The sequence below is a fragment of the Xanthobacter sp. DMC12 genome (genome assembly GCF_056314105.1).
This window is the reverse complement of record NZ_JBQUYZ010000002.1, coordinates 1,026,591-1,045,528: the sequence shown is the minus strand read 5'-3', so window position 1 is coordinate 1,045,528 and position 18,938 is coordinate 1,026,591. Positions and strand designations below refer to the sequence as shown.

Genomic DNA, 18,938 nt, shown 5'->3' with positions numbered 1-18,938 from the left:
TTCAGCCCTCCAGCGCCTTGGCCGCCGCCCGCGCGGAAGCCTGTTGGGCGGCGGCGAGCAGGGCCGCCACGGCGCAGGAGGCGAGGCGCGTCGGCGCGGAATCCGCCCGGCTGGTGAGGATGATCGGCACCCGCGCGCCCACCACGATGCCGGCCGCATCGGCGCCGGCGAGGAAGGAGAGGCTTTTGGCCAGCATATTGCCGGCTTCGAGGTCCGGCACGACAAGCACATTGGCCCGCCCCGCCACGGGGGAAGAGATGTGCTTGATGGCCGCCGAGCCGAGGTCGATGGCATTGTCCAGCGCCAGCGGCCCGTCCACGATGGCGCCGGTGATCTGGCCACGATCGGCCATCTTGCACAGGGCCGCCGCCTCGATGGTGGAGGGCACGGCGGGGTTCACCGTCTCCATGGCCGAGAGAATGGCCACCCGCACCTCGGGGAAGGACAGCGCCTGCGCCAGCTCGATGGCGTTCTGCACGATGTGCGCCTTGTCCTCCAGCGAGGGGGCGATGTTGATGGCGGCGTCCGTGATGATGAGGGCGTCCGGATGGCTCGGCACGTCCATGACGAAGCAGTGGCTGATGCGCCGCGCGGTGCGCAGGCCGGTGTCACGGGCGACCACCGCGCTCATCAGCTCGTCGGTGTGGAGGCTGCCCTTCATCAAGGCGTTGGCCTCGCCGGCGCGGACCAGGGCCACGGCCTTCGCCGCCGCCTCGTGGCTGTGCGCCGCCGCCACCTGCCGCACGCCGGAAATGTCGAGCTGGCCGGCCGCCGCCGCCGCCGCGATCTTGGCCGGAGGGCCGACGAGGATGGGCTCGATCAGCCCGAGGTCCGCCGCCTCCAGCGCCGCGCGCAGGGAAACGTCGTCGCAGGGGTGGGCCACCGCCACCTTCAGCTTCGGCAGCGCCTGGGCCGCCGCGATCAGGCGATCGTACTTGGCATGTCGGGTGTGCTGGGCGTCCTGAGCCGCGGCTGCGGCCAAATGAGCGGTCATGTGCGCTCTCCCTCGTGCCGGCGCCCGGGCCGGCCGAGGGGCAGGGCCTCCGGGCGGATGCTCGCCCCAAGCTGTCGGCCCGCAGCCTCCCGCCTTCCATGATGCAGATCAAGGGGCGTGTGCGTGCGCTGCAAGATGGTGCCCAGGTGTGGGGCGAACGAAAAAAACCGGCCGGGCGCCTGCGGGGAAGCGGCGGCCCGGCCGGCGCTTCCCGGGAGGTCTCGGTTCAGCGCGCCGCCATGGTCCACCGCCGGCGGGCGCGCCGCATCCCCAAAACGGAGGAGACCGTTACGTCGCCTCACGGCTCGAAGGCGAACACCTTCTTCCAGTCGTCCTTCATGCTGATGACCGACCAGCCGCGCGCCTTCGCCTCGTCATAGAGCTTCTGGGTGAAGGTGCCCACGTCCGACGCCGGCAGGCCCTGCGCCGGGCCATAGGCGAATTCGCGCTTGCCATCATCGTGCAGTACCAAAGCGGCGAAGCGCAGGCCCTTGCCGGCCTTGGCATATTCCAGCATCTGCCGGTCGCCGGTGGAATTGCCGAAGGCGGCCGTGGGCCGCTTGCCGATGACGAGGTGGATGCCCTCCGGCTTGCCGCCGAACAGATCCTCGAACAGCACGCCGGGCTCCATGCGCAGCACCGGGCGGCCCGAGGCGTCGTAGCCGAAGCGCACCGCGTCCGGCGTACCCACCACCTGCTCGGGCGGGATGCCATAGAGCCGGTCCGAATAGGTGCGGACCATCTCCTGCCCGCCGCCGGTGACGATATAGGTGCGGAAGCCGTTGGCGCGCAGCAGCTCCAGAACCTCCTTCATGGGCTGGTAGGTGAGATCGCTGCGCAGCCGGTTCAGCACCGGATTGCGGGCGGTCGCCATCCACGCCTCGGCGGCGGCGCGGAACTCCTCCACGGTGAGGCCCTCCAGCGCCACCATGAGAATCTTCTTCAGGTCCGGGAAGGAGAGCCTGCCCATCGCGGCCTCGTCGCCGGAGACGGCGGTGCGGAACGGCTCCTCGGTCTTCAGCGCCGGATTGCTCTCGGCCAGCGCCTTGATGCGCGAGGCGGCGAAGGCGACCTCCGTATAGACCGGCTGCTCCACCCAGAGCGTGCCGTCCTGGTCGAAGGTGGCGATGCGGTCGGCGGGGGCCACGAAGTCCGGTCCGCCGGGGGTGGTGGTCGCCTTGACGAAATCGAGGATGGCGCTCCGCGTCGCCCCCGCGTTCCAAGAGGGGAGCGGATCGGCCGCCTGCGCAAAGGCGGGGCCGGCAAGGCTCGCGCAGAACAGGCCGGCGGCAAGGAAGGTGGCCAGAAAGGCGGAGCGGACGGTGGAACTGGCGAGCGGCCTGAGCCCGGCGGAAAATCTCATCGGCACCATGAATCGAGTCCCCGGCGCCCCGACGCGCCACCCGCATGTTGCCAGATTCTCCGCGGCGCGTGCGACGGCCATTCTTGATTCGTCAGGTGGGCGAACCCATACTGGCGGCATTGTCATCGCCAGTGGATTTTTTGCCATGCCTTTGAAGGAAGAGGATATTCAGCCCGGCAAGTGCTACAAGACGAAGGGCCTCGACAATTACAAGGTCATCTCCATGACCCGCGGCATCGTCACCTACGTCACCTGGACGTCGCCGCTGCGCATCAATGTGGGCGTGAAGCAGTTCGCGGATGCGGTCTACAAGGTCGTGCCCTGCCCGAAATAGGGGGCAGCGACCCGCCTGCCCCATCCCCGGCTACCGGCGCAAGGAATGTTGCACTGCCGCATCGACGCCGCGCGCAGGTAGCGGTATAGCTGGGAACGTCCCTGTGAGAACGTTTCCCGTGCTGTCCGCCGTCATCGCAACGCACAATTCCGAGCGCCGGCTCGTGCCGGTACTGTCCGCGCTCGTCCAGGGCGTGACGGCGGGCGTGCTGAGCGACGTAACGCTGGCGGATTCCGGCTCCACCGACGGCACCGCCACCATTGCGGACGCGGCCGGCTGCAATTTCCTCAAGGGCGCGCAGGATCTCGGCCTCCGGCTGAAGCAGGGCGCGGCGCAGGGCCGGGGCTCCTGGCTTCTCTTCCTCACCGACGGCTCCATGCTGGAGGAAGGCTGGCCACGCGAGGTGCTGGCCTTCATCGAGACCGCCCAAAGGCGCGGACAGGCGGACCGGCTCGCCGCCACCTTCCGCCTCGCCGTGGACGGCTACGGCCTGCGTCCGCGCCTCGGCGAGGCCATGGCCGCGGCGCGCCTCGCCGTCATCGGCCTGCCGGTGCCGGGACAGGGCCTGCTGATCTCCCGCCGGTATTACGAGCGGCTCGGCGGCCATCCGCAGGGCCCCAAGGCCGAGCGCCGCCTTGTCGCCCGCATCGGCCGGCGCCACATCCACGTGCTGCGCCCCCGCGTGCTGCTGCCCGAGACGGGCAAGGCGCCCGAGATCACTCCAGAAAGCTGAAACCCATGGTGCGGGCGTGGTAGTGCAGCCCGCCATCCTGCACGATGAGGAACAGGGCGCGTTCGTTGCCCGCATTGTGGTGCGAGTGCGGGGCGCCGGGCGGCGTCACCAGCGTCGCCCACTGGCGCCAGGGGCAGCGGACGCCATCCACCATGGAATGGCAGTCCTCGCCCTGGAGCACGAGGGTGATGGCCGCCGAATTGTGCCGGTGCGCCCGCTGGTGCTCGCCGGGCGGCAGCGTGTTCAAAGAGAGCGTCAGGCTCGGCAGGATGTTGCGCGCGGCCGCCTGCGGCTCCGACGAGAAGATGAGGGCTATGCCCGAGGTCTCGGCGTTCTGCGCATGGTCGTAAATGATGTCCACCTGCCGGGCGATCTCGGCGGCCGGATAATGCACCACAGCCACCGGCCGGCGCGCCTCGTCCGGCGGCAGATCGCCGTTTAGGGCGAGCTGCGGCTCGTTGGACACCACCCACAGCACCAGCTTTTCCGCCCCGGCGATGATGCGCACGGGGGAGCCCGGCAGCAGGAACACGTCGCCCGGCGCCACCCCCAGGCTCTCGCCAAGGCAGTCCACCCGACCCTCCCCCGCGATCACGTACCAGATGGAGCCGGTGGCCCTGAGGTCCACGGTGAAGCACGCGTCCGCCGCCACCACCGCATAGCGCGCCAGCATGAGCGGCGTGGTGGCGGGGAAGCCGCAGGTGAGCGCGTCCGACTGGTCGCAGGGGATGAAGCCGGTGCCCGTCCCCTCCGCCAGCGCGCGGGCCGGCTCGTCCGTGAACAGACGGCTCGGCACCGGCGGCAATTTGATGTTGAAGGCGTTGCCGGAGTTGAAATAGCGCGCCCGCGCCTCGGCCGGGCTGTTCGGCGCGGCGGGATGCTGGGCCGGCAGGTCGGCCATATCGGGTTTCTGAAGCACGGCGGCGGGCTGGCTCATGATGCAGTCTCCTCGGCAACCAGTTCCCCCAGCACGTCGGCCAGCACCTGCGTGCCGGCGGCGATGTGGGCGGGCTCGGCGAATTCATGCTCGGCGTGGGACACGCCATCGCGGCAGGGAATGAAGATCATGGCGCTGGGGCACACCTTGGCGAGGTGGCGCGCATCGTGTCCCGCGGCCGACAGGATGGGCATGGCCGGGATGGCGTGACGCTCCGCCGCCGCGGTGATCTTCGCCATCAGGCCGGGATCGAAGCCGTTGGGTGGCGCATCCACGAGGCGGGTCAGGGCGAGGCCACAGGGCGCCGCCTCCTCTGCGCAGACGGCCTCGAAGCGCGCGCCGAGCAAGTCCAGCGCCGCGCCGTCGGGATGGCGCAGGTCCACCCGGAAGGTGACGCGGGCGGGCACCACGGAGGGGGCGTTGGGCTCCATCACCAGCCGGCCGATGGTGAACATCACCTGGTCGTCGTGGCCCCCGACCTCGGGATAGAGCCGATGCGCCATGCGGGCGAAGGCGGCAAGCGCGTCGCGCCGCTCGGCCATGGCCAAAGTGCCCGCATGGCCGGGGGCGCCTTCGATAACGGCTTCCCACGTCTTCTTGCCCTGGATGCCGGTGACGACGCCCACCACCTTGCTCTCAGCCTCCAGCACCGGCCCCTGCTCGATGTGCAGTTCCAGATAGGCGGCGACGGGAAACCCGAGCGGCCGGCGCGGCAGGTCGGGGAAAGCCGCGTGGAGCGCATCCAGCGCGGTTGCGACGCTCACGCCCTCCGCATCGGTCACGGCGCGGATATCGGCAAGGCTACGCACGCCGGCGAAGGCTTCCGAGCCCATCATGCCGGGGGCGAAGCGGGAGCCTTCCTCGTTCATCCAGGCGACGACTGTCAGATCGCGGCGGGGCGTCACGCCCGCGCGCTTCAGCGTCACCACCGCCTCCAGTGCCGCCATCACCCCGGCCGCGCCGTCATATTTGCCGCCAGTGGGCTGGGTGTCGATATGGCTGCCGGCGAGGATGGAGGCCAATGCCCGGTCGGTGCCGGGCAGAGTGAGGTAGAGACTGCCGGCATCGTCGCACGCCGCCTCCAGCCCCTCCTCCCCGGCCCATGTCAGGATGAGCCGCCACGCTTCGATCTCGCCATCGGTCAGCGCCTGCCGGTCCACCCCGCCCTTGGGCAGCGCGCCGATCTCGGCGAGCCGCATCAGGCGGGCCATGAGGCGGTCGGGGGAGATGATCGGTGTCGTCGTCATGCGGAGCCTCGCGTCCCGGCCGACTGGAGCGCAGCGCAAGGAGAGCCGGGACCCAGCGCAAGGACATGCCGAAGGCGCGACACCCCTGCCGCCGCAGGGGTCTTGCCCGCTGCGCGGACTTTTCCCCTGGGTCCCGGCTCAGCGCTCCGGCGTTGCCGTCGCTTGTCCGGGACACGAGTGGGTGCGCCGTCCATCATCGCCTCAGGCCGTGCGCATGATCTGGCCGGGGATGGCGCGCGGATCGCGCGGCAGCCATTTGCCGGCTTCCACCTGCGCGATGAACTCGGCGAGCTGGGCGTTGAACAGCGCCGGCTCCTCCAAATTCAGCGTATGGCCGGCCTTGGGGAAGACGCTGAGGCCGCAGGCGGGGATCATCTTCTTGAGATAGATGCCCGGCTGGAGGCAGTGATCGTCCTCATCGCCCACCATCACGAGGGTAGGGACCATCATCTTTTTCAGGCCCTCTTCCAGATCCCAGAAGGAGGGGCGGCGCGCCTGCACGCCGCGCATGGTGAGCGCCGCGCCGATGTCCGAATGGGTGGCGAGGCGGTCGGCGAACTCGCGCCAGCCGCGCGGGTCTTTCACCTCGAACTGCACGCGGCTCGCGCCCAGCGCGTAGATCTTGGAGAATTCTTTCGCGCCCAACTTCTCGAAGTTTTCCGCCACGGCGAGGGAGACGCCGCGGAAATACTCCTCATGCTCCTTCTCGCAGCCATATCCGGCGCCGGCAACCGTGAGGGAGAGCGCGCGCTCGGGCGTGCGCAGGCCGAAATGGACGGTGCAGAAGCCGCCCATGGAAAGGCCGACGATGTGCGCCTTCTCGATGCCCAGCGCATCCAGCACAGCCACCGCGTCATCCGCCGCGATGGCCTGCGAATAGGCCTCCACGTCGGTCGGGATGTCGGAGGGGGCATAGCCGCGCGCGGCGTAGGTGATGCAGCGATGGCGGCGGGCGAAGAACCGCATCTGCGGCTCCCAGCTCATGTGATTGCCGCCGAATTCGTGGATGAACAGGATGGGCGTGCCCTGCCCCGCCTCCTCCACGTGAAGCTTCACGCCGTCCTTGGCGGGGATTTTGTGGGTGGCGGTGAGGTCTGCGTAGGTCATGGCATGGGTCCCTTTTGGGGGGAATGGTCTCAAACCCTTGATGCCGTCATGCCCCGGCTTGTCCGGGGCATCCACTCCGCCGCTGGTGCGCTGTCCGCGAATCCAAACAAGCCATTCCGTGGATCCCCCGGACAAGCCGGGGGATGACGGTCCTGATAACGCGACCTCAGAACTGCGCCGGCACGTCATTGAGCGTGCGGGCCTCGGCGACCAGCGACGGCAGCAGCTCCACGAAGCGGTCGGCCCACTCCTCCGGCACCGAGGTGGAGACCTTGATGAAGCGGTCGCCGAAGCGGGCGGTGTGGTAGGTGCCCTGGCGGATCATCAGGTCCTTGCGGCGGGCCGCCTCCACCAGCGCCTCGGGGCGGATGCCGGCGGCCTCAGTCTCGATCACCAGGAAGTTGCCGTGGGAGGGATAGACCGGGATGCTCAGGCCCTCGATGGCGAGGGCAGCATCGTGGATCTTCGCCTTGTTGGCGCGGTCGATGCGGCGCACCGTCTGCATCCACTCCGGCTTCACCTTGAGACCGGCCTCCGCCGCGCGCTGGGCGAGCACGCTCGCCCCGAGCACGGAGGTGGTGCGGGCCGAGCAGGCGTCGAGCAGGTCCGGTGCGCCCACCAGCGCGCCGATGCGCATGCCGGCGAGGCCCAGCCACTTGGAGAAGGAGAGCGAGACCAGCGCGCGATCCGGCGCCGCCAGCAGCGCGGGATAATGGCCGTCGGCGAAGTCGCGATAGGTGCAGTCGTGCACCAGAAGCGCGCCGCAGTCCTTGGCGATCTCGCAGAACGCCTCGATCTCCTCGCGGGTGTAGCGGATGCCGAGGGGATTGTTGGGGTCCACCAGGTAGATGATGGCGGTGCGCTCATCCACGTTGGCGCGCAGCGCCTCGGGGGTCAGCTTGTAGTCCACGGCCGGATCGTAGATCGGGATTTCGATCACCTCGGCGCCCATCTGGGCGGCGAACAGGCAGGGCCACTTCCAGGTGGGATCGGTGGTGACGAAGGTGGTGCCCGGCCGGCAGTGGGCGCGGCACACGAGGGCCAGCGCATTCACCCCGCCCTCGGTGATGAGCGCTTCCGCGCCCGGCGTGCCGAGGTCGTCCACGATGGCGGCACGCAGCGCCTCGAAGCCCAGCGGGGGCGCGTAGGCATTGTATTCCTGCGCGCGGATGGAGGCGATCATGGCCTCCTCGACCGCGGGATGGGCGGCGATGTGGTTGGTGTTCTGGCCCATCCACATGAGGCCGGGGGTGGAGAACAAGGTGTCGAAATAGCGGTTGCGCAGCCGGGCGGAGGACATGAAGGCGGTTTCCTCGAAGGGGAGGCCGGCGCGCCCTTGCGGCGGCGCCGGCGAACGGGTGCGTCAGATGACCGAGCCGCGGGCCGAGATGCCGCCGTCGATGGTCACGTTGGTGCCGGTGATGTAGCCGGCGCGCGGCGAGGCGAGGAAGGCGACGAGATCGGCCACCTCTTCCGCCGTGGCGGGGCGCTTGCCGGGATACTTGTCGAACAGCTCCTCCCAGCGCTCCTCGGCGCCGAGCATGTCGATGGCCTTGCGCTTCATGATCTTGAGCATGCGGTCGGTGGCGACGGGGCCGGGGTTCACGCCCACCACGCGCACGCCGTCATTCAGGCTCGCGCCGCCGAGCGCCTTGGTGAAGCTCATGAGCGCGGCATTGCCGGTGGAGCCGGCGATGTAGCTCGCATCCCAGTTCTCGCCGGAATTGCCGATGACGTTGACGATGACGCCATCCTTGCCGCGCATGCGGGAATAATAGGCGCGCGAGAGGGTGATGTAGCCGAAGACCTTGAGGTCGAAGCCGCGCCGCCAGGCGGCGTCGTCCACCACGTCCAGCGAGCCGGCCGGGATGTCGCCGGCATTGTTGACGAGGATGTCCACGTCGCCCACGTCGGCCGCCAGCTTCTCCATGGCGTCCGTGGAGCCGAGGTCCACCGGATAGATCGAGACCTTCACGCCGTGGGCGGCCTCGATCTCGGCCTTGGCCTCGGCCAGCGCCTCGCCGTTGCGCGCGGCGAGATGGAGATGGCAGCCCTCGCCTGCGAACACGCGGGCCGTCGCAAGGCCGATGCCCTTGGAGGCGCCGGTGATGAGGGCGGTCTTGTCGGTGAGGTCGAGCTTCAAGTTTGCATCTCCGCTGGGCAGATGGCGCCGATGAGGTCGCCAAATTGGATATACAAACTCTAGCAATTTGCATACCACGAAAATGCAGCACCCTCACCCGTAGGCGGCGAGGAAGTCCAGGAGATCGTCGCCGAGCAGGTTCACATGGTCACGCATGGCGCGCTGGGCGGCCTCGTCATCGTGCGCGCGGATGGCGGCGATGACCTCGCCATGTTCTTTCAATGTCTTGGGAATCCGGCTCGGGCGGTGGGTAACCCGGCGGCGATAGGCGGCCACCTGATTGCGCAGGCGGCGGGTCTGGTCAGCAAGGAAGCCGTTGGCGGAGGCCTCGTAGACAGCCTCGTGGAACTCCTGGTTCACATCATAGAAGAGGTCGATGTCGCCGGACGCGCTAACCTCTTCCAGCCGCTTGTGAATCGCATCGATACGCCCGAGCTGCGCCGGGCTTGCCCGGCGTGCGGCAAGCCGGGCGCACAGGCCTTCCAGCTCCGCCATCACCTGAAACATCTCCAGCAGGATCTGCGCCGAAATGGTGCGCACCACGGCGCCCTGCCGGCCACGCAATTCCACCAGATGGCTCGCCGCCAGAAGGCGGAACGCCTCCCGCACGGGGGTGCGGGACACGCGGAACTGCTCGGCAAGTTCCTGTTCGTCCAGCTTGGAGCCGGGCTCCAGCCGGCCGGAGGAAATATCCGCCTCCAGCGCCCGGCGAATGCGATCGGCCAGGGTCTCGCCCGGCACGCTGGAGCGCCCATTCTGGTCAAGGGGCAGGCAGCTGCTGCCTTCTTGTGCACTCATGATAGCCATTTGCATTCTCAAAATTGCAGTTCAGTATACACCAACGCGTCCGCGGCATCCATTCTGAGGGCTCCGGAAGGCGCTACGTTCCGTTACCTTCACTGGTTGACGCCCGGCGCGCCGTCCATAGAGTGTCCTTGCAAGAAGTGTGGCATGTCGATTGCTAGCAGGGAAGGCATGACCACCGTTCTTTCGCATGCGCCGATGGGCGCTCATTATACAAAGAAGAAAGAGGCAGGCTTGCCGGCTTCCACACACAGGCCCGGCGAGGCTGTCCTCGCCGCCGACGCGGCGGGTGCTTCCGACGCCGCGCAGATTCTCTCCCTCACCGGCGTCACCAAGACGTTCGGGGCCACCCGTGCCCTCGACGGATTTTCGGCGACCATCGAGAAGGGCGAGTTCGTCACCGTGGTCGGCCCCTCCGGCTGCGGGAAGAGCACGCTCTTCAACATCGTCGCCGGGCTGGAGGAGCCGGACCCCGGCTGCGCGCTGCGCTTCGAGGGCAAGAGCGTGATCGCCTCCGACCTCCTCGGCCGCGTCTCCTTCATGCCCCAGCGCGACCTGCTGCTGCCGTGGCGCACGGTGATCGACAACGCCATCCTCGCGCTGGAGGTGGAAGGCGCCCCCCGCAAGGAGGCCCGCGCGCTCGCCGAGAGGATGCTGCCCGAGTTCGGCCTCGCCGGCTTCGGCCAGCAGTATCCGCACCAGCTTTCCGGCGGCATGCGCCAGCGCGTGGCGCTGATGCGCACCTTCCTGTTCAAGCGCGACCTGATGCTGCTGGACGAGCCGTTCGGCGCGCTGGACGCCCTCACCCGCACCATGATGCAGCGCTGGCTGCTGGACGTGTGGCAGAAGCACCAGCGGACCATCCTGTTCATCACCCACGACGTGGACGAGGCCCTGTTCCTCGGCGACCGCGTGCTGGTGATGAGCGCGCGGCCCGGCAAGGTGAAGCTCACGCAGAAGGTGGACCTGCCGCGCCCCCGCCCGGCCGAGATCGTCATCTCCCCCGAATTCATCCGCCTCAAGCGCACGCTGCTGGAGGCGATCGAGGAGGAAGCCATGAAGTCCTTCACCGCGGAGGGCAAATGATGGCTTCTCTTGCTGAAAAGCCGGCCGCCATGGACGCCTCCGAGTGGGAGGCCCGCGTCGCCCTTGCCGCCTGCTACCGCATGGTGGCGAAGCTCGGCATGGACGATCTCATCTACAACCACATCTCCCTGCGCGTGCCGGGGCACGAGGAACAGTTTCTCCTCAATCCCTATGGCCTCCTCTTCGACGAGATCACCGCATCGAGCCTGGTGAAGATCGACATCGACGGCCGCAAGATCGACAACACCCCCTACGAGATCAATCTCGCCGCCTTCGTCATCCATGCCGCCATCCACAAGACCGGCTCGGACGCCGCCTGCGTGCTGCACACCCATTCGGACGCGAGCGTCGCCGTCTCGGGGCAGGAGGAGGGGCTGCTGCCGCTCTCCCAGTTCGCCATGCGCTTCTACAACCGGCAGGCCTTCCACGATTACGAGGGCGTCGCCATCGACATGGACGAGCAGGCGCGCCTCGTGGCGGACCTCGGCCCCCACAAGGTGATGCTGATGCGCAACCACGGCATCCTCACCGTGGGCCGCACGCCCGGCGAAGCCTTCATGCTGCTCTATTATTTCGAGCGCGCCGCGCGCATCCAGCTCGCCATGCAGGCGGCCTGCGCCTCCGGCGTGAAGCTGGTGATGCCGCCCCCCGAGGTGTGCGAGAAGGCCGCCCGCCAGTTCTGGGAGATGCAGGGCGACATCCTTGTTCCCGGCGAGCGCGAATGGCCCGCCCTCATGCGCCAGCTCGACCGCGCCGATCCGAGCTACCGGAGCTGAGCGGGATGGTGCGGCTCATTTCCCACTGCAAAGTCATCGCCCGCCCTGTGCGGGGGATCCACCCCGTCGCGTGTCCGGTGCTGGAAGCCCTGACCCCAGCCCGGCCGCACCGTGGATCCCCCGCACAAGGCGGGGGATGACGAGCGGATAGAACCGTCCCCTTTCCCCCGACACAACACCAAGAACACCCCCTTCCAGCGGAGACCACCTGATGATCCCTCGCCGAACTTTCCTCTCCACCCTCGCGGCCGGCGCCGCGCTTCTCTCCACCGCCATGGGCGCCACGTTCCTCTCGGCGCTCCCCGCGCGCGCGGCCGATCCGGTGCCCGTCACCCTGCGCCTCAAGTGGCTGCCGCAGGCCCAGTTCGCCGGCTTCTACGTCGCGGTGGCCAAGGGCTATTACAAGGCCGAGGGCCTCGACCTCACCATCAATCCGGGCGGCCCGAACATCCTGGCGGAAAACCTCGTCGCCACCGGCGCCGACACCTTCGGCCTCTCGGGCGGCCTCGACAGCGTGTTCGCCGCCCGCGACAAGGGCCTGCCGGTGGTGTGCGTCGGCATCTCCCACCAGATGACGCCCTTCGTCTTCGTGGCGCGCGCGGACGGCCCCATCAAGACGCTCCAGGACTTCAAGGGCAAGAAGGTCACCACCTGGTTCACCGGCGCCAACCATGTGCTGAAGGCGATGCTGACCAAGAACGGCATCGACCCCGCGCTGGTGGACATCCAGCCCCAGCAGGTGAGCGTGACGCCCTTCGTGGACGGGCAGGTCGATGTCATCACCGCCACGCGCTACAACGAATACTACACGATCAAGACCCGCATGGGCGAAGAGAAGCTCCGCACCTTCGTGGCGGAAGATTCCGGCATCACCTTCCCGCGTGACACGCTGATCATCTCGGAGACCACCGCCAAGGAGAAGCCGGAGCTGGTGAAGGCCTTCCTGCGCGCCTCCATCAAGGGCTGGAAGGATGCCTTCTCCGATCCCAAGGGCGCCGTGGACACCATCATGAAGGCCGCCCCCACGCTGGACCGCGCCCATCAGGAATTCCAGCTCACCGAGGCCGCCAAGCTGATGACGGCCGGCACGGTGAAGGAAAACGGCCTGTTCTGGATCGACATGGACGCGGTGAAGATCACCCAGCAGCTCTTCCTCGACGCCAAGGTCATCTCCAAGCCCGTCGACCTCGACGCCACCTTCAACCGCTCCTTCCTCGAAGCCATCCCGGTGGCGGACCGCCGTCCGTGAGCGCGGCAACCCTTCAGTCCCCGGCCGCACGGCCGGGGACCTCCCCGCTCCTCACGGCGCTGTTTCGCGCCGTGCGCGGGCTCGCCATCCTCCTCGCCGTGCTGGCGGCGGTGGAAGGGCTCGTCATCGTCCTCAACGTGAAGCCCTGGTACGTGCCGCGGCCGACGCTGGTGCTGAATGCCATCCTCGCGACGCCCGAGCCCTACATTCAGGGCTTCCTGCGCACCCTCACCGAGACGCTGATGGGATTTACGTCCGGTGCGATCTTCGGCGTGGGCATCGCCATCGTCTTCTTCCGCGCGCGGGTACTGCGCGAACTCATCTTCCCGGTGTTCGTGGTCTCGCAGACCATCCCGGTCATCGCCTTTGGCGCGCTGGTGGTGCTGTGGTTCGGCAACACGCTCATCGCCAAGGCCGCCATCTCCTTCTACCTCACCTTCTTCCCGGTGACGGTGAACGCTTTGCTGGGCCTCGAGAGCGTGGACCCGCGCCAGGAAGCGCTGATGCGCTCCTTCGGCGCCAGCCGCTTCCAGCTCCTCACGCGGCTGCAACTGCCGGCGGCGCTGCCGCAGATCTTCGTGGCGCTGCGCCTCGCCTCGGCCCTCTCGCTGGTGGGCGCCATCGTCGGCGAATGGTTCGGCGACACGGTGGGCCTCGGCGTGCTGCTGCTGCAGGGCATGTACAACGAGAACGTCGTCGCCATCTGGGCCGCCATCGCCATGTGCGCGCTGCTGGGCACCGGCTTCTATGCCGTGGTCGCGGCGGCCGAGCGCGCCCTCGTGTTCTGGGGGGCCGAGCAATGAGCGCGACCCAATCCTCCCGCGCGATCCAGCGCGGCGCCCTCGGCATGGTGCTGCTGGTCGTCGCCTGGGAAGGCATCGCCCGCGGCTTCAACCTGCCGGCCTATACGCTGCCCTCGGTCAGCGCGATCCTCGGCAGCATCTTCGATCACCGCGCGACGCTGTTCCTCGCCGGCGCCTACACCCTCGTCGAGGCGTTTTCCGGCTATGTCATCGGCGCGCTCATCGGCATCGCGCTGGCGGTGGTCATCACCCTCATCCCGATGACGCGCAACGCCATCGTGCCGGTGGCCACCTCCATCAATTCGGTGCCGGTGGTGGCGTGGTCTCCGCTGATCCTGTTGTGGTTCGGCATCGGCATGCCCTCGAAGGTGGTGATGGTGGCGCTCGCCGTCTCCTTCACCGTCTTCCTCTCGGCGCTGGCCGGCCTCGACCGGGTGGACCGCCGCTCGGTGGATCTCATGCGCTCGTTCGGGGCGGGACGGCTTTCCATCCTGTTCCGCCTGCGCTTGCCCACCGCGCTTCCGCTGATCGCGGCGGGCCTGCGCGTCTCCACCGTGCGCGCAGTCATCGTCGCCATCGTCACCGAGATGCTGGGCGCCTACGACGGCCTCGGCTGGGTGATTTACCAGGCGGTGCTGCAGGTGGATTTCGTGAAGGTGTGGTCGGCCATCTTCATCGCCTCGGCCGCAAGCCTCGCCTTCTTCGGCCTCGTCGGCCTCGCCGAACGGCGGCTGGTGTTCTGGAAGTAGAGAAAATGACCCGCAAGATGCATTTCGGCCTGTTCCTGCTCGGAACGGGGAGCCACATCGCCGGCTGGCGCGTGCCCGGTGCCGTCGACACCTTCGAGGACATCGAGGCGGTGCGGCGCATCGCGGCCACCGCCGAGCGCGGGCTGTTCGACCTCATCTTCATGGGCGACAACCTCAACGCCGACCCGGCCGCCCACCCCTCCTACACCGCCCGCCTCGAACCGCTGACGCTGCTTTCCGCCGTCGCTGGCGCGACCAAGCACATCGGCCTCGGCGGCACGGTCTCCACCACCTATTCCGACCCCTACACGGTCGCCCGCGCCTTCGCCTCGCTGGACCACATCTCCGGCGGGCGCGCGGTGTGGAACGCGGTGACCACCGCCGCCCCGGCCGCCGCCGCGAACTTCGGCACGATCCACCCCGACCATTCCAGGCGCTACGAGATCGCCGGCGAGTTCCTCGATGTGGTGAAGGGCCTGTGGGACTGCTGGGCGGACGACGCCATCGTCGCCAACCGGGAGACCGGCCTCTATATCGACCCCACCAGAGTGAAGGCGCTCGATCAAGAGGGCGAATTCTTCAAGGTGAAGGGGCCGCTCAACATCTCCCGCGCGCCGCAGGGGCACCCGATCATCTCCCAGGCCGGCGGCTCCGAGCCCGGCCAGCAGCTCGCCGCACGCACGGCGGACATCGTGTTCGCCGTGGTGCAGGACATGGCGGAGGCGCAGGCGGGATACAAATCGCTGAAGGACCGCCTCCCCGCCCTCGGCCGCAAGCCCGAGGACGTCTGCGTGCTGCCCGGCGTGATGCCGGTGGTGGGCCGCACGGCGCAGGAGGCGCGCGAGAAGCTGGCCGAGCTGATGCGCTTCGTGGACGCCAAGAACGCGCTGGGCATGCTCTCCGAGCGCTTCGGCACGGACATGAGCGCCTACGACCTCGACGGCCCCATCCCCGACCTGCCCGAGGCCGACACCTACAAGTCGTTCACCGGCGTCATGCTGGCCAAGGCCAAGCGCGAGGGCGGGACGCTCCGCGACGTCTACAACATGGTCGCCGCCGCCCGCGGCCACTGGGTGCTGGTGGGCTCGGCGGAGGAAGTCGCCGACACGCTCCAGCTCTGGTTCGAGAGCGGCGCGGCGGACGGCTTCAACGTGATGCCGCCCTATTTCCCCGGCGCGTTCGACGATTTCGTCGATCTGGTCATCCCCATCCTCCAGGAGCGCGGCCTGTTCCGCACGGCCTACGAGGGGCCGACGCTGCGGCACCTGCTGGGGCTGGAGCGGCCGGCCAATCCGAACTTCTGAGTTCGACGCGGATCGGGTCTTCCTTTCGCCGCGGGGATGGGCCAAACAGGTCCGTCGCCGCGCCGCAGGGGTCGCCCATGTCCTCCGCTTTTCCCCGCACGCTTCTGCACTGGCTCCAGCCGGGCGGACCGGTGCTGAAAGTGCTGGCCGCCACCTGCTGCATCGTCATCACCGTGCTGTCGCTGCTGCCGGGGACCGAGCGGCCGCACACCGGCTATTCCGGCAACATCGAGCACGTCGCCGCCTATATCGGCACGGCCGGCTTTGTCGCGCTGGCGCTGCTGCGATGGCGCGTGGCGACGATCGTCCTCGCCTTCTCGGCCGCGTCCGCCTTCTTCGAGATCTGCCAGATCTGGATTCCCGGCCGGACGTCATTGGTCGAGAACTGGGTCGCGAGCACGCTGGGCGCGCTCATCGGCGCCCTCGCCGCGCACTACATCGTGCTTCCGCTGATGCAGGGGTGGTTCGCCCGCCGCTGAGAGCGGGCGCCCCGCTCACTGGCCCAGCGGGTGGTGCATCTTGTCGATGGCGGTCGCGCCGATGGCCTCGACCTTGTACTGGATCTTGACCTTGCCGGCCTTCTCGAAGGTGAGCGTGGCGTCCAGCATCTCACCCTCCTTGAGCTGCTCCTTCAGGTCGATGAAGACGAGGTGGTGGCCGCTCGGCTCCAGCACGAGGGTGCCGCCGGCCGGGATCTCCAGCCCGCCCTTGATGGGCATCATGCGCATCAGCCCGTCCTTCATCGTCATCTCCTGAAGCTCCACACGCCGGGTGAAGGGCGCCGCGGCGGAGAGCAGGCGATCGGCCGTGTCACCCGAATTGTGGATGGCGAGGAAGCCCGCCCCCATGTCCGAGCCGAGCGGCGTGGCCCGCGTCCAGGGATGGTCGATGAGCAGGCCGCCGACCTTGTATTCGTGGGCCAGCAGATGCTGCGCCGAGACGATGAGAAGGCACAGGGCGAACAGCGTCGCGGCGAGGATTTCCTCGCCATGGACACGGGCAAGAAGGCGGCGGCGCCGCGGCTGCGGACGTTGGGTCATGTCTGCTCCCTGAGGTTATGTCCCCTTCGAGGTTGAAGGGGGTGCCGGGTCGGCGGCCGAGGCGTGGATGCCTCCGGCCACGGAAGCCTCAGGCCGGCGGCGCGCGGGCGGGCGGCAGCGGGCGCCCCGGTGCCAGCCGGATGGCGACCCCATCGGCGCTTCGCCGCGCGGGCGCCCAGCGACGTTCAGGAAGGTGGGGGACAGGCGGAACGGGGCCTTCCAGCGCATCAAGGATGACGCAGGCGCCGACGCAGCAATCCTCGCCGGAAACGGCGTGGCCCGAGGCCCCGCCAGGGTCCGCCTGCGCGGCGACAGCGCACAGTCCGCCATCGACGGCGGCAAAGGCCCCGCCCGCCAGCCCCGCCAGCAGAAGCTGAAGGACCAGCACATAGGCGCTCAGGATCGCGATCGTCACGCGCGCGGCGGGACGCGGGACAGCCATGTGGAGGCCTCAGGCGGCGCAAATCGCGCGCGTTACATCACGCGCCACAGAGCTTGCCACCCTCGGCACCGAACGAAAAGCACCGTCGTTACGGCACCTTGCTGCGCGCCTTGACGCACGCCGCAATGGACGCATGGGCCGGCTCCCCCCAATTCGGGAACGCGCCGGCCTGAACAAAAAAGGGAGGGGCCTGAGACCCCTCCCTGCGGCTCACCTCATGGAGGACGGGAGAGGCCTGAGACCCCTCCGTTGGCCTCACTTCATGGTGGGCATCACGAACTCGGCGCCGGCGCGGATGCCGGTGGGCCAGCGGGTGGTGATGGTCTTGAGGCGCGTGTAGAAGCGCACGCCCTCCGGCCCGTGCATGTGGTGGTCGCCGAACAGCGAGGCCTTCCAGCCGCCGAAGGAATGGAACGCCATGGGCACCGGGATCGGCACGTTGATGCCGATCATGCCCACCTTGATGCGGTGCGCGAACTCGCGGGCGGCATCGCCGTCGCGGGTGAAGATGGCGGTGCCGTTGCCGAATTCATGCTTGTTGATGAGGTCGGCGGCGGTGTCGTAGCTGTCGGCGCGCACCACGGAGAGCACGGGTCCGAAGATCTCCTCCTTGTAGATACGCATGTCCGGCGTCACGTGATCGAACAGGGTGCCGCCGATGTAATAGCCGTCCTCATAGCCCTGGAGCTTGAGGCCACGGCCGTCCACCACCAGCTTGGCGCCTTCCGCGACGCCCTGGTCCACATAGCCGGACACCTTGTCGAGGTGCTGCTTGGTGACCAGCGGCCCCATCTCGGACTCGGGGTCCGTGCCGGGGCCGACCTTGAGCGCGCGCACCCGCGGCTCCAGCTTCGCCATCAGCGCCTCGGCGGTGGCCTCACCCACCGGCACGGCCACCGAGATGGCCATGCAGCGCTCGCCGGCCGAGCCGTAGGCGGCGCCCATCAGGGCGTCCACGGCCTGGTCCATGTCCGCGTCGGGCATGACGATCATGTGGTTCTTGGCGCCGCCGAGGGCCTGGCAGCGCTTTCCGGTGCGCGCGGCGGTCTCGTAGATGTAGCGGGCGATGGGGGTGGAGCCCACGAAGCTGATGGCCTGGATGTCCGGATCGTCGAGCAGCGCATCGACGGCGGTCTTGTCACCGTGGATGACGGTGAACACGCCGTCCGGCAGGCCGGCTTCCTTCAGCCACTGCGCGAGCAGCAGGGAGGCGGAGGGATCGCGCTCGGAGGGCTTGAGGACGAAGCAGTTGCCGCAGGCCAGCGCCACCGGGAACATCCACATGGGCACCATGGCCGGGAAGTTGAACGGCGTGATGCCGGCGACCACGCCGAGGGGCTGACGGACCGCGTGGCTGTCGATGCGGGTGCCCACATCCTCGGTGATCTCGCCCTTCAGCAGCTGCGGGGCGGCGGTGGCGAACTCCACCACCTCCATGCCACGCTGCACCTCGCCCTTGGCGTCGGAGAACACCTTGCCGTGCTCGGCGCTCACCACCTCGGCGATCTGGTCCACCCGCTCTTCCAGGATGCGCAGGAAGGCGTTGAGGATGCGCGCGCGGCGCAGCGGCGTGGTGGCGGCCCAGCCGGGCGCGGCCTTGTTGGCGATCTCCACCGCCGCGCGCACTTCGGCGGCGGATGCGAGCGGAACCTCGCCGGTCTGCGCGCCGGTGGCGGGATTGTAGACCGGCGCCGTGCGGCCGCTAGTGCCGGCGACGAGCTTGCCGCCGATGAAGTGGGAAATCTGCGTGGGCATGATGCGCCTCCGGGCTGGGTATGGCCCCGTGATGGCGCTTCAAACGACGCGCAGCAACGCCATTGTCCGAGC

General features: G+C 68.6%; 20 protein-coding genes. 9 read left to right on the top strand and 11 right to left on the bottom strand.

The annotated features are described in order from the left end of the window. Nucleotide 1 precedes the first annotated feature (1 nt). A complete protein-coding gene (locus tag ACT535_RS12990) occupies nt 2–994 on the bottom strand; it encodes a phosphate acetyltransferase (protein ID WP_210254663.1) in 993 nt (330 codons plus the stop codon). A gap of 298 nt (nt 995–1,292) precedes the next feature. After that, a complete protein-coding gene (locus tag ACT535_RS12985) occupies nt 1,293–2,366 on the bottom strand; it encodes an HAD family hydrolase (protein ID WP_476364680.1) in 1,074 nt (357 codons plus the stop codon). Nucleotides 2,367–2,502: 136 nt separating this feature from the next. On the opposite strand from ACT535_RS12985, the gene ACT535_RS12980 reads away from it, so the two are divergent. Together ACT535_RS12980 and ACT535_RS12975 are read left to right on the top strand one after the other, a co-directional pair. Continuing rightward, the gene (locus ACT535_RS12980) at nt 2,503–2,691 is read left to right on the top strand and encodes a hypothetical protein (RefSeq protein ID WP_168461308.1); all 189 of its coding nucleotides are present in this window, start codon (nt 2,503–2,505) and stop codon (nt 2,689–2,691) included. A 103-nt stretch (nt 2,692–2,794) separates the two neighbouring features. After that, nucleotides 2,795–3,424 (top strand): glycosyltransferase, encoded by a 630-nt coding sequence (locus ACT535_RS12975; protein WP_476364679.1) that lies wholly within the window; start codon nt 2,795–2,797, stop codon nt 3,422–3,424. On the opposite strand, the gene ACT535_RS12970 is transcribed toward ACT535_RS12975, so the two are convergent. From ACT535_RS12970 to ACT535_RS12945, 6 genes are all read right to left on the bottom strand, one after another. After that, the gene (locus tag ACT535_RS12970) at nt 3,408–4,361 is read right to left on the bottom strand and encodes a cupin domain-containing protein (protein WP_476364678.1); all 954 of its coding nucleotides are present in this window, start codon (nt 4,359–4,361) and stop codon (nt 3,408–3,410) included. The two genes, ACT535_RS12975 and ACT535_RS12970, sit on opposite strands and share 17 nt — an antisense overlap. Then, nucleotides 4,358–5,608, bottom strand: a complete 1,251-nt coding sequence (locus ACT535_RS12965) for a Zn-dependent hydrolase (protein ID WP_476364677.1) — start codon at nt 5,606–5,608, stop codon at nt 4,358–4,360. Before ACT535_RS12965 ends, ACT535_RS12970 begins: the two co-directional genes overlap by 4 nt. A gap of 201 nt (nt 5,609–5,809) precedes the next feature. After that, on the bottom strand, nt 5,810–6,715 hold the full coding sequence (locus ACT535_RS12960) for an alpha/beta fold hydrolase (RefSeq protein WP_476364676.1): 906 nt from the start codon (nt 6,713–6,715) through the stop codon (nt 5,810–5,812). 166 nt (nt 6,716–6,881) lie between these two features. After that, nucleotides 6,882–8,015, bottom strand: a complete 1,134-nt coding sequence (locus tag ACT535_RS12955) for a pyridoxal phosphate-dependent aminotransferase (RefSeq protein WP_476364675.1) — start codon at nt 8,013–8,015, stop codon at nt 6,882–6,884. Between the two features lie 63 nt (nt 8,016–8,078). Next, nucleotides 8,079–8,858 carry an SDR family oxidoreductase gene (locus tag ACT535_RS12950; protein WP_168461329.1) on the bottom strand — a complete coding sequence of 260 codons (780 nt, stop codon included), beginning with the start codon at nt 8,856–8,858 and terminating at the stop codon, nt 8,079–8,081. 93 nt (nt 8,859–8,951) lie between these two features. Then, nucleotides 8,952–9,656: a GntR family transcriptional regulator gene (locus ACT535_RS12945; RefSeq protein WP_168461331.1), complete on the bottom strand. Its 705-nt coding sequence runs from the start codon at nt 9,654–9,656 to the stop codon at nt 8,952–8,954. A gap of 240 nt (nt 9,657–9,896) precedes the next feature. On the opposite strand from ACT535_RS12945, the gene ACT535_RS12940 reads away from it, so the two are divergent. From ACT535_RS12940 to ACT535_RS12910, 7 genes are all read left to right on the top strand, one after another. Further along, nucleotides 9,897–10,748 (top strand): ABC transporter ATP-binding protein, encoded by an 852-nt coding sequence (locus ACT535_RS12940; RefSeq protein ID WP_476364674.1) that lies wholly within the window; start codon nt 9,897–9,899, stop codon nt 10,746–10,748. Continuing rightward, on the top strand, nt 10,745–11,524 hold the full coding sequence (locus tag ACT535_RS12935) for a class II aldolase/adducin family protein (protein ID WP_168461334.1): 780 nt from the start codon (nt 10,745–10,747) through the stop codon (nt 11,522–11,524). Before ACT535_RS12940 ends, ACT535_RS12935 begins: the two co-directional genes overlap by 4 nt. A gap of 211 nt (nt 11,525–11,735) precedes the next feature. Beyond that, nucleotides 11,736–12,773 (top strand): ABC transporter substrate-binding protein, encoded by a 1,038-nt coding sequence (locus ACT535_RS12930; RefSeq protein ID WP_476364673.1) that lies wholly within the window; start codon nt 11,736–11,738, stop codon nt 12,771–12,773. After that, nucleotides 12,770–13,576: an ABC transporter permease gene (locus ACT535_RS12925; RefSeq protein WP_476364672.1), complete on the top strand. Its 807-nt coding sequence runs from the start codon at nt 12,770–12,772 to the stop codon at nt 13,574–13,576. The genes ACT535_RS12930 and ACT535_RS12925 overlap by 4 nt, the downstream gene beginning before the upstream one ends. Next, the gene (locus ACT535_RS12920) at nt 13,573–14,325 is read left to right on the top strand and encodes an ABC transporter permease (protein WP_476324840.1); all 753 of its coding nucleotides are present in this window, start codon (nt 13,573–13,575) and stop codon (nt 14,323–14,325) included. Before ACT535_RS12925 ends, ACT535_RS12920 begins: the two co-directional genes overlap by 4 nt. A 5-nt stretch (nt 14,326–14,330) precedes the next feature. After that, complete coding sequence (locus tag ACT535_RS12915; protein WP_476364671.1) at nt 14,331–15,629, top strand: LLM class flavin-dependent oxidoreductase; 1,299 nt, start codon at nt 14,331–14,333, stop codon at nt 15,627–15,629. A gap of 77 nt (nt 15,630–15,706) precedes the next feature. Continuing rightward, nucleotides 15,707–16,108 carry a VanZ family protein gene (locus ACT535_RS12910; RefSeq protein WP_476364670.1) on the top strand — a complete coding sequence of 134 codons (402 nt, stop codon included), beginning with the start codon at nt 15,707–15,709 and terminating at the stop codon, nt 16,106–16,108. A 15-nt stretch (nt 16,109–16,123) separates the two neighbouring features. Here the strand turns inward: ACT535_RS12910 and ACT535_RS12905 are convergent, their stop codons facing one another. From ACT535_RS12905 to ACT535_RS12895, 3 genes are all read right to left on the bottom strand, one after another. Continuing rightward, nucleotides 16,124–16,669, bottom strand: coding sequence for a copper chaperone PCu(A)C (locus ACT535_RS12905; protein ID WP_476324846.1), 546 nt, complete (start codon nt 16,667–16,669; stop codon nt 16,124–16,126). An 88-nt stretch (nt 16,670–16,757) separates the two neighbouring features. Continuing rightward, entirely contained in the window at nt 16,758–17,111 is a 354-nt protein-coding gene (locus ACT535_RS12900; protein WP_476364669.1) for a hypothetical protein, read from the bottom strand. A 255-nt stretch (nt 17,112–17,366) separates the two neighbouring features. Further along, entirely contained in the window at nt 17,367–18,866 is a 1,500-nt protein-coding gene (locus ACT535_RS12895) for a CoA-acylating methylmalonate-semialdehyde dehydrogenase (protein ID WP_476364668.1), read from the bottom strand. Between the last annotated feature and the right edge of the window lie 72 nt (nt 18,867–18,938).